This window comes from Mycobacterium paraffinicum (assembly GCF_001907675.1).
Classification (GTDB): domain Bacteria; phylum Actinomycetota; class Actinomycetes; order Mycobacteriales; family Mycobacteriaceae; genus Mycobacterium; species Mycobacterium paraffinicum_A.
On record NZ_MPNT01000022.1, the window covers coordinates 1 to 16,808 of the forward strand.

Below are 16,808 nucleotides of genomic sequence, written 5' to 3' on the forward strand. Positions count from 1 at the left end.
TGCGCTGTTCGTGTTGGATGCCTGGTTGCGCCCGGTGCCCGAGGGGGTGGTCGGGGAGTTGTATGTGGCCGGGTCCGGGGTGGCGACGGGCTATCTGGGCCGGGCGGGGCTGACCGGGTCGCGGTTTGTGGCGTGTCCGTTCGGTGGGGTCGGAACGCGGATGTATCGGACCGGGGATCTGGCGTGCTGGGGTGGCGATGGGCAGTTGCGCTATCTGGGTCGTGCCGATGAGCAGGTCAAGATTCGTGGGTATCGGATCGAGTTGGGTGAAATCCAGACGGCGTTGAGCGGTTTGGCTGGGGTTGGGCAGGCGGTGGTGATCGCCCGTGAGGACCGCCCCGGGGATAAGCGGTTGGTTGGTTATGTCACGGGTGTGGCCGATCCGGGTGTGTTGCGCGAACGGCTTTCCGAGCGGTTGCCGGGGTTTATGGTGCCCGCGGCGATCGTGGGCCTCGAGGCCTTGCCGTTGACCGCCAACGGCAAGCTGGACACCCGCGCGCTGCCGGCGCCCGAATACGGCGCGGGGCATTACCGCGCCCCGCAGAACCCGACCGAAGAAATCCTGGCCAGCATCTTCGCCGAGGTCCTGGGTCTCGACCGCGTCGGCACCGACGACTCCTTCTTCGAACTCGGCGGCGAGAGCATTTCGGCGATGGGCCTGGTCGCCGCGATCAACAGCACCCTCGGTGCCGGCCTGCCGGTCCGCGTCGTGTTCGAGGCGCCCACGGTGGCCCAGCTGGCGCTGCGGATCGGCGAGGGCACGGGCGGCCTGGCGCCGTTGGTGGCCGCCGAGCGGCCGGCGGTCATTCCGCTGTCGTTCGCGCAGAACCGCCTGTGGTTCCTCGACCAATTGCAAGGCCCGTCACCGGTTTACAACATGGCGGCCGCGCTGCGGCTGACCGGGCGCCTGGACGCCGACGCGCTCGGTGCGGCGCTGGCCGACGTCGTGGCCCGCCACGAGAGCCTGCGCACCCTGATCGCGGCGCCCGAGGGCACGCCCCAGCAGCTGGTGACCCCGGTCGAGCGGGCGGACTTCGGGTGGTCGGTCGTCGACGCGGGCGGCTGGTCCGCCGACCAGCTCGACGAGGCCATCGGCGCCACGGCGCGCTACACCTTCGACCTCGCGACCGAAATCCCGTTGCGGGCAGAGCTGTTCCGTGTCGACGACGACGAGCACGTGCTGGTCGCCGTGGTTCACCACATCGCGGCCGACGGCATGTCGATCACCCCGCTGGTGCGCGACCTCGGCGTCGCGTATGCGAGCCGGTGTGCCGGACACGCCCCCGGCTGGGCGCCGCTGGCGGTGCAATACGTCGATTACACCCTGTGGCAGCGCGCTCAGCTCGGTGACCTCGACGAGAGCAGCAGCCCCATCGCCGCCCAGCTGGCCTACTGGGAAGAGGCGCTGGCCGGCATGCCCGACCGGATCCCGCTGCCCACGGACCGGCCCTACCCGCTGGTCGCCGATCAGCGCGGCGCCACCGTGGAGGTGGACTGGCCGGCCGAGCTCCAGCGGCGGGTCGGCGAGCTGGCCCGCCAGCACAACGCGACCAGCTTCATGGTGGTCCAGACCGCGCTGGCGGTGCTGCTCGCCAAGATCAGCGCGAGTTCCGATGTGGCCGTTGGGTTCCCGATCGCGGGGCGGCGCGACCCCGCACTCGACGACCTGGTCGGGTTCTTCGTCAACACGCTGGTGCTGCGGGTCGACCTGAACGAGCTAGACGGCGACCCCACCTTCACCGACCTGCTGTCGCAGGTGCGGCAGCGCAGCCTGGCCGCGTACGAACACCAAGACGTGCCCTTCGAGGTGCTCGTGGAACGACTCAACCCCACCCGCAGCCTGAGCCATCATCCGTTGGTTCAGGTGATGCTGGCGTGGCAGAACTTCGCCGGGCAGGGCGGCGGCCCGGTCGCGGGACTGACCCTGGGCGACGTCGAGATCACGCCGATGCCGGTGGACACCCAAACCGCCCGCATGGACGTGACGTTCTCGTTGGCCGAGCGCTGGACCGAGGCCGGTGAGCCGGCCGGGATCGGCGGGACGGTGGAGTTCCGCACCGACGTGTTCGACGCGGACAGCATCGAGGCGCTCGTCCGGCGACTGCAGCGGGTTTTGACCGCGATGACCGTGGACCCCTGCCACGCGCTGTCGACCCTGGACCTGCTCGACGCGGCCGAGCACGCCCGCCTCGACCAGATCGGGAACCGCGCGGCGCTGACCGGCCCGGGCGCCGCGCCGGTGTCCATTCCACAGTTGTTTGCCGCGCAGGTGGCCCGCACGCCGGAGGCGGTGGCACTCGTGTGCGGCGGCCTATCCATGACCTACCGAGAGTTGGACGCCGCGGCGGACCGGCTGGCGCACGTGTTGGCCGGCCGCGGGGCGGGCCCGGGACAGTTTGTGGCGCTGCTGTTTTCGCGGTCGGCCGAGGCGATCGTGGCGATCCTGGGGGTGCTCAAGTCCGGCGCGGCCTATCTGCCGATCGACCCGGCGCTGCCGGAGGCCCGCATCGGATTCGTGCTTTCCGACGCCGCGCCGATGGCCGTCATCACCACCGCCGACCTGGCCGACCGGCTCGTCGGCCACGACGTCCCGGTCATCGACATCGATGACATCGATGACGTCGGCGCCGCCGCCCAACCCGGCCCGGCGCTGCCCGCGCCCGGTCCGGAGGACCTGGCCTACCTGATCTACACGTCGGGCACCACCGGTGTCCCCAAAGGCGTTGCGGTCACGCACCGCAACGCGACCCAGCTGCTGGCCCGGATGGACGCCGGTCTGCCGCGCGCCGGGGTGTGGTCGCAGTGGCATTCCCTGGCCTTCGATGTCTCGGTCCACGAGATCTTCGGGGCCCTGCTGCACGGCGGACGGCTGGTCGTGGTGCCCGAGTCGGTCGCCCGCTCACCGGAAGACCTGCACGCGCTGCTGGTCGCCGAACAGGTCAGCGTGCTGAGCCAGACCCCGTCCGCGGCGGCGATGCTGTCACCCGAGGGGTTGGAGTCGGCCACCCTGGTGGTGGCCGGCGAGGCGTGCCCCGCCGAGCTGGTCGACCGGTGGGGGTCGGATCGGGCGATGATCAACGCCTACGGCCCCACCGAGGCCACGGTGTACGCGGCGGTCAGCGAACCCCTGACGGCGGCGGCCGCGGAGTCGGGTGTGGTGCCGATCGGGTCTCCCGTCCCCGGCGGCGCGTTGTTCGTCCTCGATGGGCGGTTGCGGCCGGTGCCCGTCGGCGTGGTCGGCGAGTTGTACGTTGCCGGTTCGGGTGTCGCCTGCGGATATTGGCAGCGCGCCGGCCTGACCGCGTCGCGGTTCGTGGCCTGCCCGTTCGGCGGAGCCGGAACCCGCATGTACCGCACCGGGGACCTGGTCCGCTGGCGCGCCGACGGGCAGCTGGACTACCTGGGCCGGGTGGACGAGCAGGTCAAGATCCGCGGCTATCGCATCGAGCTCGGCGACGTGCGCGCGGCGCTGGCCTGGCTGGACGGGGCGGAGCAGGCGGTGGTCATCGCCCGCGAGGACCGTCCCGGAGACAAGCGCCTGGTCGCCTACCTCACCGGAACGGCCGACCCCGCCGAGGTCCGCGCCGCGTTGGCGGAGAGGTTGCCCGCGTACATGATTCCCGCGGCCGTGGTCGCGATGCCGGCCCTGCCGCTCACCCCCAACGGCAAGCTCGACACCCGCGCACTGCCCGCACCGGAGTACGCCGACGCCGACCAATATCGCGCCCCGGGCAACGCCGTCGAGGAGATCCTGGCCGGCATCTACGCCCAGGTGCTCGGGCTCGACCGGGTCGGGGTGGACGACTCCTTCTTCGACCTTGGCGGCGACAGCATCTCGTCGATGCAAGTGGTGACGCGGGCACGCGCCGCCGGCCTGATCTGCCGCACCCGCGACCTGTTCGTCGAGCAGACCGTGGCCCGGCTGGCGCGGGTGGCCGAGGTGGCCGAGGCGGGCACCGACGTGATCGACGAGGGCGTGGGTCCGGTGGCGGCCACCCCGATCATGCATTGGCTGCGCGCAGTGGACGGGCCGGTCGATCAGTTCAACCAGACGATGCTGGTGCAGGCCCCCGTCGAGGTGGGCGAGGCCGACGTGCTGGCGGTGCTGCAGGCGCTGCTCGACCGGCACGGCATGCTGCGGCTACGCCTCGACGACGAATGGTCGCTGACGGTGCCCGAGCCCGGCGCGGTGCACGCCCGCGACTGCCTGCACACGGTGGACGAACTATCCGACGCGGCACTCGTCGAGGCCCGCTCGCGATTGAACCCGGCCGCCGGGGCGATGCTCAGCGCGCTGTGGGTCGCCACCACCAACCAGCTGGTGGTGATCGTCCACCACCTGGCCGTCGACGGGGTGTCCTGGCGAATCCTGTTGGAAGACTTGAATATCGCCTGGGCCCAGCACCGGCTCGGGCAGCCGGTGGCGCTGCCGTCGGCGGGGACGTCGTTCGCCCGGTGGGCGTCGCGGCTGGCCGAACGCGCGGGCCACCCGGACGTTCTCGACCAGCTTGGCACCTGGCGACAGGTGGCGGCCACCCCCGCGGCGCTGCCCCCGGTGCGCCCCGGCGTGGACACCTTCGCCACCGCCGGGCACCTGTCGATGGAGCTGGGCGCGGAGACCACCGGCATGCTGCTCGGTGAGGTGCCGGCGGCCTTCCACGCCGGCATCCAGGACGTCCTGCTCGTCGCGTTCGCCCTGGCGCTCGGCGAATTCCTGGGCAACCCCCACGCGCCGATCGGCATCGACGTCGAGGGCCACGGCCGCAACGAGGAGCTGGGCCGCGACATCGACCTGTCGCACACCGTCGGGTGGTTCACCGCCAAATACCCGGTGGCCTTGAACGTCGGCGGGCTGTCCTGGGCGCGGGTGGCCGCCGGTGACGCCGCGCTCGGCGCGGCGGTCAAGGACGGCAAGGAGCAGCTGCGCGCCCTCCCGGACGCGCTGACCTACGGGTTGCTGCGCTACCTGAACGCCGATGCCGGCCTGGACGGGGCCGACCCGCCGATCGGGTTCAACTACCTTGGGCGCCAAGGCGGTACGGCCGGGCTCACCGAGGACGTGTGGCGGCCGGTGCCGGGCTCGGTCACCGCCGCGGCCGCGGCCATCCCCATGCCGCTGATGCACACCCTGGAGCTCAACGCCGCCACCGTCGACACTGAGAGCGGTCCGCACCTGCACGCCAACTGGACCTGGGCGCCCTCCGCGCTCGACGACGGACAGGTCACCCGCCTGAGCCGGCTCTGGTTCGAGGCCCTCGCCGGGATCTGCGCCCACGTGCGATCCGGCGGCGGCGGATTGACGCCCTCGGACGTCGCGCCGGCCCGCCTCAACCAGCAGCAGATCGACCAGCTGCAGCGGCAACACGACGTCGCCGACGTGCTACCGCTGACCCCGGTGCAGCAGGGGCTGCTCTTCCACGCGAACACCGTCCGGGGCGCCGGCCAGGATGCCAGCGACCTCTACGCGGGTCAGCTCGACATCAGCATCACCGGCACACTCGACCCCGACCGGCTGCGCGACGCCGTCCGCGGCGTGGTCAGGCGGCACCCAAACCTGGTGGCCCGCTTCGTCGATCACTTCGACGAGCCGGTGCAAATCATCGCGGCCGAGCCCGCCGCGGCCTGGCAGTACATCGACCTGCGCGACGACGTCGACGTCGACGAGCGGGTCCGGCGGCTGTGCGCCGCCGAGCGCGCCGCCGTGTGCGACCTCGCCAACCAGCCGCCCTTCCGGGTTGCCTTGGTCCGCACCGGCATTGACCGCCACCGCCTGGTGCTGACCAACCACCACATCGTGCTCGACGGCTGGTCGATGCCGATCCTGCTCGGCGACATCTTTGCCGCCTACTACGGTCAGCGGCTTCCCGCGCCCGCGCCGTACCGCAGCTTCGTCACCTGGCTGGCCGCCCGCGACCGCGATGCCGCCCGCGCCGCCTGGGCCGAGGTCTTCGCCGGCTTCGATACCCCGACGCTGGTCGGCCGCCAGGACCGGCTGCGGCCGGGGAAGCAGGCCGCCGCGACGCTCGGGCTGCCGGCCGAACTCACCCGCGCCGTGGGCGAGCTGGCCCGCTCCTGCCACACCACCGTCAACACCGTGCTGCAGGCCGCCTACGCGCAACTGCTGTGCTGGCTCACGGGCCAACACGACGTCACGTTCGGCACCACGGTCTCGGGCCGGCCGGCCGAGATCCCCGGCTCGGAATCGATGGTCGGCCTGCTGATCAACACCGTGCCCGTGCGGGCGAACATCACGCCGACCACCACCGCGGCCGGCCTGCTCGCACAGCTGCAGGGCGCCTACAACCACACGCTCGACCACCAGCACCTGGCGCTCAACGAAATTCACCGCATCACCGGTCAGGACCAGCTGTTCGACACCCTGTTCGCCTACGAGAATTACCCGATCGACGCCGCGGCCCTGGCCGGCAATCAGGAGCTGTCCATCACCGACATCGCCAGCCGGGAATCCACCCACTACCCGCTGACGATCCAGGCCCAGCCGGGGCACGAGCTGCGCCTGCGCGTCGAATACGACACCGAGGTCTTCGACGCGCAGGACATCGACACGCTGATCGAGCGGCTGCGGCGGGTGTTGGTGGAAATGACCGCCGACCCGCAGCGGCGCCTGTCGGCGACGGACGTTCTGGACGCCGACGAGCACCGCAGGCTCGACGACTTCGGGAACCGCGCGGTCCTGGCCGAGCCGTGGGTGCCGGCGTCGATTCCGGCGTTGTTCGCCGCGCAGGTGGTGCGGACGCCGGGGGCGGTGGCGGTGTCGTTCGAGGGTCGGTCGTTGACGTACCGGGAGTTGGACGAGGCGTCGAATCGGTTGGCGCATCTGTTGATTGGTCGGGGTGCGGGTCCGGGTGCGGCGGTGGCGGTGTTGTTCTCGCGGTCGTCGGAGGCGATCGTGGCGATCCTGGCCGTGCTGAAGTCGGGGGCGGCGTATTTGCCGATCGATCCGGGGTTGCCGACCGCGCGTATCGAGTTCATGTTGACCGATAGCGCGCCGGTGGCCGCGCTGACCACGGCCGCGTTGGCCGAGAAGTTGGCCGGGTATGCGGTGCCGGTCATCGACGTGCGCAGCCCTGCTCTGCGGTCGCAGCGCGCTACGGCGCCCCCGGGACCCGAACCCGAGGACATCGCGCACATCATCTACACCTCGGGGACCACCGGGCTGCCCAAGGGGGTGGCGGTCAGCCACGCCAACGTGACCCGGTTGTTCGACGCCCCGGCGGTGGGGGTGGCGTTGGCGCCCGGGCAGGTGTGGACCCAGTTCCATTCGTATGCGTTCGATTTCTCGGTGTGGGAGATCTGGGGGGCGCTGCTGCACGGGGGCCGGCTGGTGGTGGTGGCTGACGCGGTGGCCCGCTCGCCCAAGGATTTCCACGCCCTGCTGGTCGCCGAGCAGGTCAGCGTGTTGAGTCAGACCCCGGCGGCCGTTGGCATGCTGTCCCCGCAGGGCCTGGAAGGCACGGCGTTGGTGATCGGCGCGGAGCCGGTATCCCCCGAGGTGGTGGACCGCTGGGCGCCGGGGCGCGCGATGATGAACGTCTACGGCCCGACCGAGAGCACGATCTTCGCGTCCATGAGCGCCCCGCTGACCGCGAAATCCGGTGCGCCGCCGATTGGTTCGGCGGTGCCGGGCACGGGACTGTTCGTGTTGGATGGCTGGTTGCGCCCGGTGCCGGTCGGGGTGGTCGGTGAGTTGTACGTGGCCGGGCGCGGCGTGGGCCTGGGATACGTGCGCCGGCCCGAGTTGACCGCATCGCGGTTCGTGGCGTGCCCGTTCGGCGAGCCGGGACAGCGGATGTATCGCAGCGGGGACCTGGTGCGCTGGGGCACCGACGGCCAGCTGCACTACCTCGGACGCGCCGACGAGCAAGTCAAGATCCGCGGTTACCGCATCGAGATCGGCGAGATCCGCTCGGCCCTGGCCGCTTTGGAGGGCGTCGACGAAGCGGTGGTCGTCGTCCGCGAGGACCGCCCCGGCGATAAGCGATTGGTCGGCTACGTCACCGGATCGGCCGAGCCGACCGCGTTGCGCGCCGCGCTGTCCGACCGGCTACCGGGCTACATGGTCCCGGCCGCGATCGTGGTGCTCGAGGCGCTGCCCACCACAGTCAACGGCAAACTCGACACCCGCGCGCTCCCGACACCCGAATACAGCGCCTCGGGCCACCGGGCCCCGACCAACCCCACCGAGGAGATCCTGGCCGGCATCTACGCCCAGGTGCTCGGCGTCGACCGCGTCGGCATCGACCAATCGTTCTTCGACCTGGGCGGAGACAGCATCTCGGCGATGCGCCTGATCGCCGCCGTCAACACCGACCTCGACGAATACCTGTCCGTGCGGGCCGTGTTCGAGGCCTCCACCATCGCGCAGCTGGCACCCCGGATCGGTGAGGGCGCGGGCCGGCTCGAGCCGTTGGTGGCCGGTCCGCGGCCCGCGGTGGTCCCGCTATCGTTCGCCCAATCGCGGTTGTGGTTCCTCGACCAATTGCAAGGCCCCTCACCGGTTTACAACATGGCGGCGGCCATGCGGCTGCGTGGCCCGCTCGACGCGCAGGCGCTCGGCGCGGCCCTGGCCGACGTGGTGGCCCGCCACGAAAGCCTGCGGACCGTGTTCGCGGCCCCCGACGGAACACCACAGCAGGTGGTCATCCCTGCGGAGCGAGCCGATTTCGGCTGGCACGTCGTCGACGCCGCCGGCTGGTCGGCGAGCCGGCTGGACGAGGCCGTCAAGGCCGCGGCCCGCGACACCTTCGACCTGTCGACCGATATCCCGTTGCGGGCCTGGCTGTTCCGCGTCGCCGACGACGAACACGTGCTGGTCGCCGTCGTGCACCACATCGCCGCCGACGGGTGGTCGCTGCGGCCGCTGACCGCAGACCTCGGCGTCGCGTACGCCAGCCGGTGCGCGGGGGAGGCGCCCCAATGGGCCGAATTGCCGGTCCAATACGTCGATTACACCCTGTGGCAGCGTGACCAGTTCGGTGACCTGAAGGATCGCGACAGCCGCATCGCCGGTCAGCTGGCTTACTGGGAAAAGGCCCTGGCCGGCATGCCGGAGCGGTTGCAGTTGCCCACCGATCGGCCCTACCCCCAGGTCGCGGACCAGCGCGGCGCCACCGTGCCGATTGACTGGCCGGCCGACTTGCAGCAGCAGATCGCGGCGGTCGCTCGCGAACACAACGCGACCAACTTCATGGTGGTGCAGGCCGCCCTGGCGGTGCTGCTGTCCAAGGTCAGCGCGAACAACGATGTCGCGGTGGGCTTCCCGATCGCCGGGCGCCGCGACCCCGCCCTCGACGACCTGGTCGGGTTCTTCGTCAACACCCTGGTGCTGCGGGTCGACGTGAGCGGCGACCCCACCTTCGCCGATCTGCTGGACCGGGTGCGGACACGCAGCCTGGAAGCCTTCGAGCATCAGGACGTGCCCTTCGAGGTGCTGGTCGAGCGCGTCAACCCGACCCGGAGCCTGACCCATCACCCGCTGATCCAGGTGATGCTGGCCTGGCAGAACTTCGGCGGCCAGGATGGCGACGCCGCGACCGGGTTGGCGCTGGGCGACGTCCGGGTCACCTCGATCCCCCTGGACACCCAGGTCGCCCGCATGGACCTGACATTCTCGCTCGCCGAGCGCTGGACCGAGGCGAACGAGCCCGCCGGAATCGGCGGGCGGGTCGAATTCCGCACCGACGTGTTCGACGCCGACAGCGTCGAAACACTGGTCGGGCGCCTGCAGCGGGTGCTCGCGACGATGACCACCGAGCCCACCCGATCGGTCTCGTCGGTCGACCTGCTCGACGCCGCCGAACACGCCCGGCTGGACGAGATCGGCCACCGCGCGGTGCTCACCGCGCCGGACACCGTGCCGGCGTCCATTCCCGAAGCGTTCGCCGCCCGGGTCGCGCGCACCCCAGATGCGTTGGCGCTCAGCTGCGCCGGCTCCTCGTGGAGCTATCGCGAGCTCGACGAGGCCGCCAACCGGTTGGCCCACCTACTCGTCGACCGCGGCGCCGGCCCGGGACGATGCGTGGCGCTGCTGTTCCACCGTTCGGCCGAGGCGATCGTGTCGATCCTTGCGTCGCTCAAGAGCGGCGCCGCCTACCTGCCAATCGATCCCGCGCACCCCGCGGCCCGGATCGGCTTCATGCTCGCCGACGCCGACCCGGTCGCGGCGCTGACCACCCCCGAGCTCGCCGCCCGGCTGGACGAGCACGACGTGCCGGTCATCACCGTGGACGACCCCGCCCTCGACGCCCAGCCCGCCACCGCGTTGCCGGCGCCGAGCGCCGAGGACATCGCCTACCTGATCTACACCTCGGGCACCACCGGTGTCCCCAAAGGCGTTGCGGTGAGCCACCGCAACGTGACCCGGCTGATGGCGTCCGTGGACGCGAGCCTCCCGGACGGCGGGGTGTGGTCGCAGTGGCACTCCTATGGCTTCGACGTGTCGGTGTGGGAGATCTTCGGCGCGCTGCTACGCGGCGGGCGCCTGGTGGTGGTCCCCGACGCGGTGGTCCGGTCCCCGGAGGACCTGCACGCGCTCCTGGTCGCCGAGCGGGTCAGCGTGCTCAGCCAAACCCCGTCTGCGGCAACGATGTTGGACCCGAGCGGGCTCGAGTCCGCCGCGCTGGTGGTGGCCGGCGAGGCCTGCCCGGCCGAGCTGGTCGACCGGTGGGCGCCCGACCGCGTGATGATCAACGCCTACGGGCCCACCGAGGCCACCGTGTACGCCGCGATCAGCGCGCCGCTAACGGCTGGATCCGCCGTCGTCCCGATCGGCTCCCCGGTGGCCGGGGCGGCGCTCTTCGTGCTCGACGAGTCCCTGCGGCCGGTGCCCCCCGGCGTGGTCGGCGAGTTGTACGTGGCCGGCGCCGGCCTGGCCCGCGGCTACTGGCGACGGGCGGCGCTGACGGCGGCGCGGTTCGTCGCGTGCCCGTTCGGCGGGCCCGGGGCACGCATGTACCGCACCGGTGACCTGGTCCGCTGGAGCGCCGACGGGCAGCTGCAGTACCTGGGCCGCGCCGACGAACAGGTCAAGATCCGCGGCTACCGCATCGAGCTCGGCGAGGTCAGGGCGGCGCTGACCGAGCTCCCCGGGGTGCGGCAGGCGGCCGTCGTCGCCCGCGAGGACCACCCCGGCGAGAAGCGCCTCGTCGGTTACGTCACCGGGGCGGCGGACCCCGCCGACCTGCGCGTCCGCCTGGCCGATCGGCTGCCCGCCTACATGGTCCCGGTGGCGGTCGTGGCGCTCGACGCGCTGCCGCTGACCCCCAACGGCAAGCTCGACGCCCGCGCCCTGCCGGCGCCCGAATACTCCGACACCGACCGCTACCGGGCCCCGACCAACCCCACCGAGGAGATCCTGGCCGGCATCTACGCCCAGGTGCTCGGCGTCGAGCGGGTCGGCGTCGACGACTCGTTCTTCGACCTGGGCGGCGACAGCATCTCGTCGATGCAGGTGGTCACCAGGGCGCGCGCCGCGGGGCTGGCGTGCCGGACGCGCGACATCTTCGTCGAGCAGACCGTCGCCCGGCTGGCCCGCGTGGTCGCCGCGGCCGACGGCGACGTCGGCGGGACCGACGAGGGCACCGGGGAACTGCCGGCGACCCCCATCATGCGGTGGCTGCAGAGCGTGAACGGCCCCGTCGACCAGTTCAACCAGACGATGGTCGTCGACGCGCCCGCCGGGGTCACCGAGGCCGACGTGATGGCGGTGTTGCAGGCCCTGCTGGACCGCCACGCCATGCTGCGGCTGCGGGTCGGCGACGGGTGGTCGCTGACGGTGCCCGACGCGGGAACGGTGGACGCGGCCGACCGCCTGCGCGCGGTCGACGCGCTGTCCGATGCCGCGGTGCTGGCGGCGCGGTCCCGGCTGAACCCGGCCAACGGGGTGATGGTGAGCGCGCTGTGGGCCACCTCGACCCGCCAACTGGTGCTGATCATTCACCACCTCGCCGTCGACGGGGTGTCCTGGCGAATCCTGTTGGAGGACTTGAACATCGCCTGGGCGCAGCATCGCGGCGGGCAGCCGGTGGCGTTGCCGCCGGGCGGCACGTCGTTCGCCCGCTGGGCCGCCCTGCTGAGCCGGCACGCGCACGCCCCGGCGGTGGTCGAGCGGGCCGACGCCTGGCGGCGGATCATGGCGACCCCGCCCGCGCTGCCCCCCATCCGGCCCGAGACCGACACGTACGAGACCGCCGAGCACCTGTCGGTGCGACTCGACGTGGAGACCACCCGCACCCTGCTCGGCGAGGCCCCGGCGGCGTTCCACGCCGGGGTCAACGACATCCTGTTGATCGGGTACGCCCTGGCGTGGGCGGAGTTCCTGGGCACCGACGGCGCGCCGGTGGGCATCGACGTGGAGGGGCACGGGCGTCACGAGGAGTTGGCCGGCGGCGTGGACCTCTCGCGCACCGTCGGCTGGTTCACCACCAAATACCCGGTGGCATTGGCGGTCGACGAATTGCCCTGGGCGCAAGTGCTTTCCGGAGCCCCGGCGCTGGGCGCGGTGCTCAAGCGCGCCAAGGAACAGCTGCGGGCCGTGCCGGACCCGTTGACCTACGGGCTGCTGCGCTACCTGAACCCCGAGACCGACCTGGACGGCTCCGACCCGACGGTCGGCTTCAACTACCTGGGCCGGCTGGGCGGCGCGGCGGCCGAGATGTCCGGCGAGCTGTGGCGGATCTCCCGGGACGGCTCCGCGATCACCGGGACCAGCACGGCGGTGCCCATGCCGCTGATGCACACCGTGGACCTCAACGCGGGCACCGCCGACGGCGAGGCCGGCCCGCAGCTGCACGCGAACTGGACGTGGGCGCCGTCGGCCCTGGACCGCGAGCAGGTCACCCGGCTGAGCCGGCTCTGGTTCGAGGCGCTGACCGGCATCTGCGCCCACGTGCGAGCCGGGGGCGGCGGCCTGACGCCGTCGGACATCCTGCCGGCCCGGCTGGTCCAGCACCAGATCGACGAGCTCGAGCGGCGAAACCCGACCGCCGACGTGCTGCCGCTGACCCCGCTGCAGCAAGGCCTGCTGTTCCACGCCACCACCACCCGGGCCCGCGAGGACGACCTGTATGTGGTGCAGCTGGACATCAGCGTGAGCGGCCCGCTCGACCCCGACCGGCTGCGCGCCGCGGTGCAGACGGTGGTGGACCGGCACCCGCACCTGGTCGCCCGGTTCTCCGAGGACTTCGACGAGCCGGTACAGGTCATCCCCGCGAATCCGGCGATGGCGTGGCGCTACGTCGAGCTCGACGCCGCCGAAGGCGCCGACGAGCAAGTCGGGGAGCTCTGTGCCGCCGAACGCGCCGCCGTGTACGACCTGGCCGACGGGCCGGCCTTCCGGGTCGCGATGATCCGCACCGCTCAGGACCGCCACCGGCTGGTGCTCACGATTCACCACATCGTGCTGGACGGCTGGTCCGTGCCGATCCTGGTGAACGAGACATTCGCCGGCCTCACCGGGCAGCCGCTGGCCCCGCCGGCCCCGTATCGCCGATTCGTCACGTGGCTCGCGGGCCGGGACCTCGACGCCGCCCGGGCGGCATGGGGTGAGGTGCTCGCCGGGTTCGACACCCCGACGCTGGTCGGGCCGCCGCAGCGGGCGGAGCTGGGCGCCCGGCGCCTTGCGACGTTCGCGGTCTCGGCCGAGACCACCCGCGCGCTCGGCGAGCTGGCCCGGTCGTGCCAGAGCACCGTCAGCACCGTGCTGCAGGCCGCGTGGGCGCAACTGCTCACCTGGCTGACGGGCCACTTCGACGTCGCCTTCGGCACCACGGTCTCCGGCCGGTCGGCCGACGTGGTCGGCGCCGAGTCGATGGTGGGCCTGCTGATCAACACCATTCCGGTGCGGGCCCGCATCACCCCGGCCACCCGCACCACGGACCTGCTCGAGGAACTGCAGCGGGCGCACAACGACACCCTCGAGCACGAGCACCTGTCGCTGACCGAGATCCACCGGATGACGGGTCACGACAAGCTGTTCGACACGCTGTTCGCCTACGAGAACTATCCGCTGGAAACGTCGGCGATGGCGGTCAACCACGAGCTGTCCATCACCGACTTCAACGTCTTCGAACGCAACCACTACCCGCTGACGATGCAAGCCGCCCTGGCGGGGGATCGGCTCGGGCTGCGCGTGGAGTACGACGCCGGCGTCTTCGATGCCCGCACCATCGAGGCGCTGACCGAGCGGCTGGAGCGGGTGCTGGTGGCGATGGCCACCGACCCGACCCGGCGGCTGTCCTCGGTGGACCTGCTGGCCCCCTCGGAGCGGGCTCACCTGGGCGAGCTCGGCAACCGGGCGGCGCTGAGCCGGCCGGTGCCCGCCGCCGAGTCGATCGTGGACTTGTTCGCCGAGCACGTGGCACAACGGCCGGACGCCGTGGCGATCGGCTGGGACGACGTTGCCATGACCTACCGGGAACTGGACGAGGCGGCCAACCGGTTGGCGCACCTGCTCATCGCCGAGGGTGCCGGCCCGGGACAGTCTGTGGCCCTGCTGTTTTCGCGCTCGGCTCAGGCGATCGTGGCGATCCTGGCGGTGCTCAAGACGGGCGCGGCGTACCTGCCGATCGACCCGGCGGCCCCGGGGGCGCGGATCCGATTCATGCTCGACGACGCGGCGCCGGTCGCCGCGATCACCACCGGGGGGTTGCGGTCGCGGCTGGACGGGCGCGACGTGCGGGTCATCGATATCGAGGACCCGTCGATCGACGGCCACCCGTCCACCCCGCCGCCGGCGCCCGCGGCCGAGGGCGCCGCCTACGTCATCTACACGTCGGGGACCACCGGGGCGCCCAAGGGTGTCGCGGTCACGCATCGCAACGTGACCCAGCTGATCGGCTCCCTCGACGCCGGCCTGCCCAACCCGGGCGTGTGGACGCAGTGCCACTCGTACGCCTTCGACGTGTCGGTGTGGGAGATCTTCGCGCCGCTGCTGCGCGGCGGGCGCGTGGTGGTGGTGCCCGAGTCGGTGGTGCGCTCACCGGATGACTTCCGCGCGTTGCTGATCGACCAAGGGGTCACCGTGCTGACCCAGACGCCGTCGGCGGTGGCGACGCTGGATCCGGCGGGACTGGAATCGGTGGCGCTGGTGATGGCGGGCGAGGCCTGCCCGGCCGACGTCGTCGATCGCTGGGCGCCGGGGCGGGTGATGGTCAACGCCTACGGCCCGACCGAGACCACGATGTGCGTTGCCGTCAGCGCGCCGCTCACCGCCGGCTCGGGGACACCGCCCATCGGCTCACCGGTGGCGGGCGCGGGACTGTTCGTGCTCGACGCCTGGCTGCGCCCGGTGGCGCCCGGGGTGGTCGGCGAGCTGTACGTGGCCGGCGCGGGCGTGGCCACCGGCTACGTCGGGCGTGCGGGCTTGACCGGGTCGCGGTTCGTGGCCTGCCCGTTCGGCGAGCCCGGCACGCGGATGTACCGCACCGGCGACCTGGTGCTCTGGGGCGCCGACGGCCAGCTGGTGTACGTGGGCCGTGCCGACGATCAGGTGAAGATCCGCGGCTACCGCATCGAACTCGGCGAGGTCCAGGCCGCGCTGGCCCGGCTCGACGGTGTCGACCAGGCGGTGGTGATCGCCCGCGAGGACCGTCCCGGCGAGAAACGGCTGGTCGGGTACGTCACAGGATCGGCCGATCCGGCCGAGGCGCGCACCGCGCTCGCCGGGCGGCTCCCGGTCTACATGGTCCCGGCGGCCGTGCTCGCGCTCGACGCGCTGCCGCTCACCCCCAACGGCAAGCTGGACACCCGCGCGCTGCCCGCACCCGAGTACGCCGGCCGCGGATACCGGGCCCCGTCGAGCGCGACCGAGGAGATCCTCGCGGGCATCTTCGCCGGCGTGCTGGGTGTCGAGCGGGTGGGCGTCGACGATTCCTTCTTCGACCTGGGCGGCGACAGCATCTCCGCGATGCGGCTGATCGCCACGGTCAACACCGCGTTGGCCGTCGACCTTGCGGTGCGCACCCTGTTCGACGCGCCCACGGTGCGCAGCCTCAGCCAGCGCCTGGGCACGGACACGGCCGCCGACGACGACATCGTCCCGGTGCAGACCCTGAAGCAGGGCGCCGGCGTTCCGGTGTTCTGCATCCATCCCGCGGGCGGCGTGAGTTGGCAGTATCAGGTTCTCGGCACCCACCTGGATTGCCCGATCATCGGGATCCAACAGGTCGAGGGCGAAGGCGAGCCCCAGTCGATCCGGGCAATGGCCAAGGCCTACGCCGACCGGCTGCAAGAGGCCTATCCGCCCGGGCCCTACCACCTGCTCGGCTGGTCGTTCGGCGGCGTCGTCGCCCACGAACTCGCGGTCGAACTCCAACGACGCGGATGCGTCGTCGCCCGGCTGATCCTGCTCGACGCCCAACCCGCCATCGACGACGGTGGCGCCGCGCCGGACGACGATCTGGGTGAGCAACAGACGATGGTCGAGGCCTCGTCATCCCAGCGGCTTTTCGACCTGCTGACGCAAAACCTGCGCAAGAACGTCGAGCGGTACCGAGCCCACCGGCCGAGGGTTTTCCACGGGGACATCACCATCGTCTCCGCAGCACGGGACGAGCCCGACCGCGGCGCAGTCCTGTCGCGATCCTGGCGGCCCCACGTCTCCGGAGAGATCCTCACCTACTCGATCGAGTGCGGCCACGACGACATGCTGACCGCGGAAGCGGTGAGCCTGTACGGCCAGCGACTCAGGCATCTGCTGGTCCTCGCGGAACGCCGGCTCGAATTGGCCCAGGGTCGACAGCACGGCCGTCGGGACGACAAGCTGCCCGGCGAGCGTGCCGGCTGACCGC

The 16,808-nt window shown here is 71.9% G+C and carries 1 protein-coding gene; it reads left to right on the forward strand.

The window, feature by feature from the left end; genetic code table 11:
* Nucleotides 1-16,804, forward strand: a 16,804-nt coding sequence (locus tag BRW65_RS20975) for a non-ribosomal peptide synthetase (RefSeq protein WP_073877885.1), incomplete at its 5' end; no start/stop codon positions are given.
* Between the last annotated feature and the right edge of the window lie 4 nt (nt 16,805-16,808).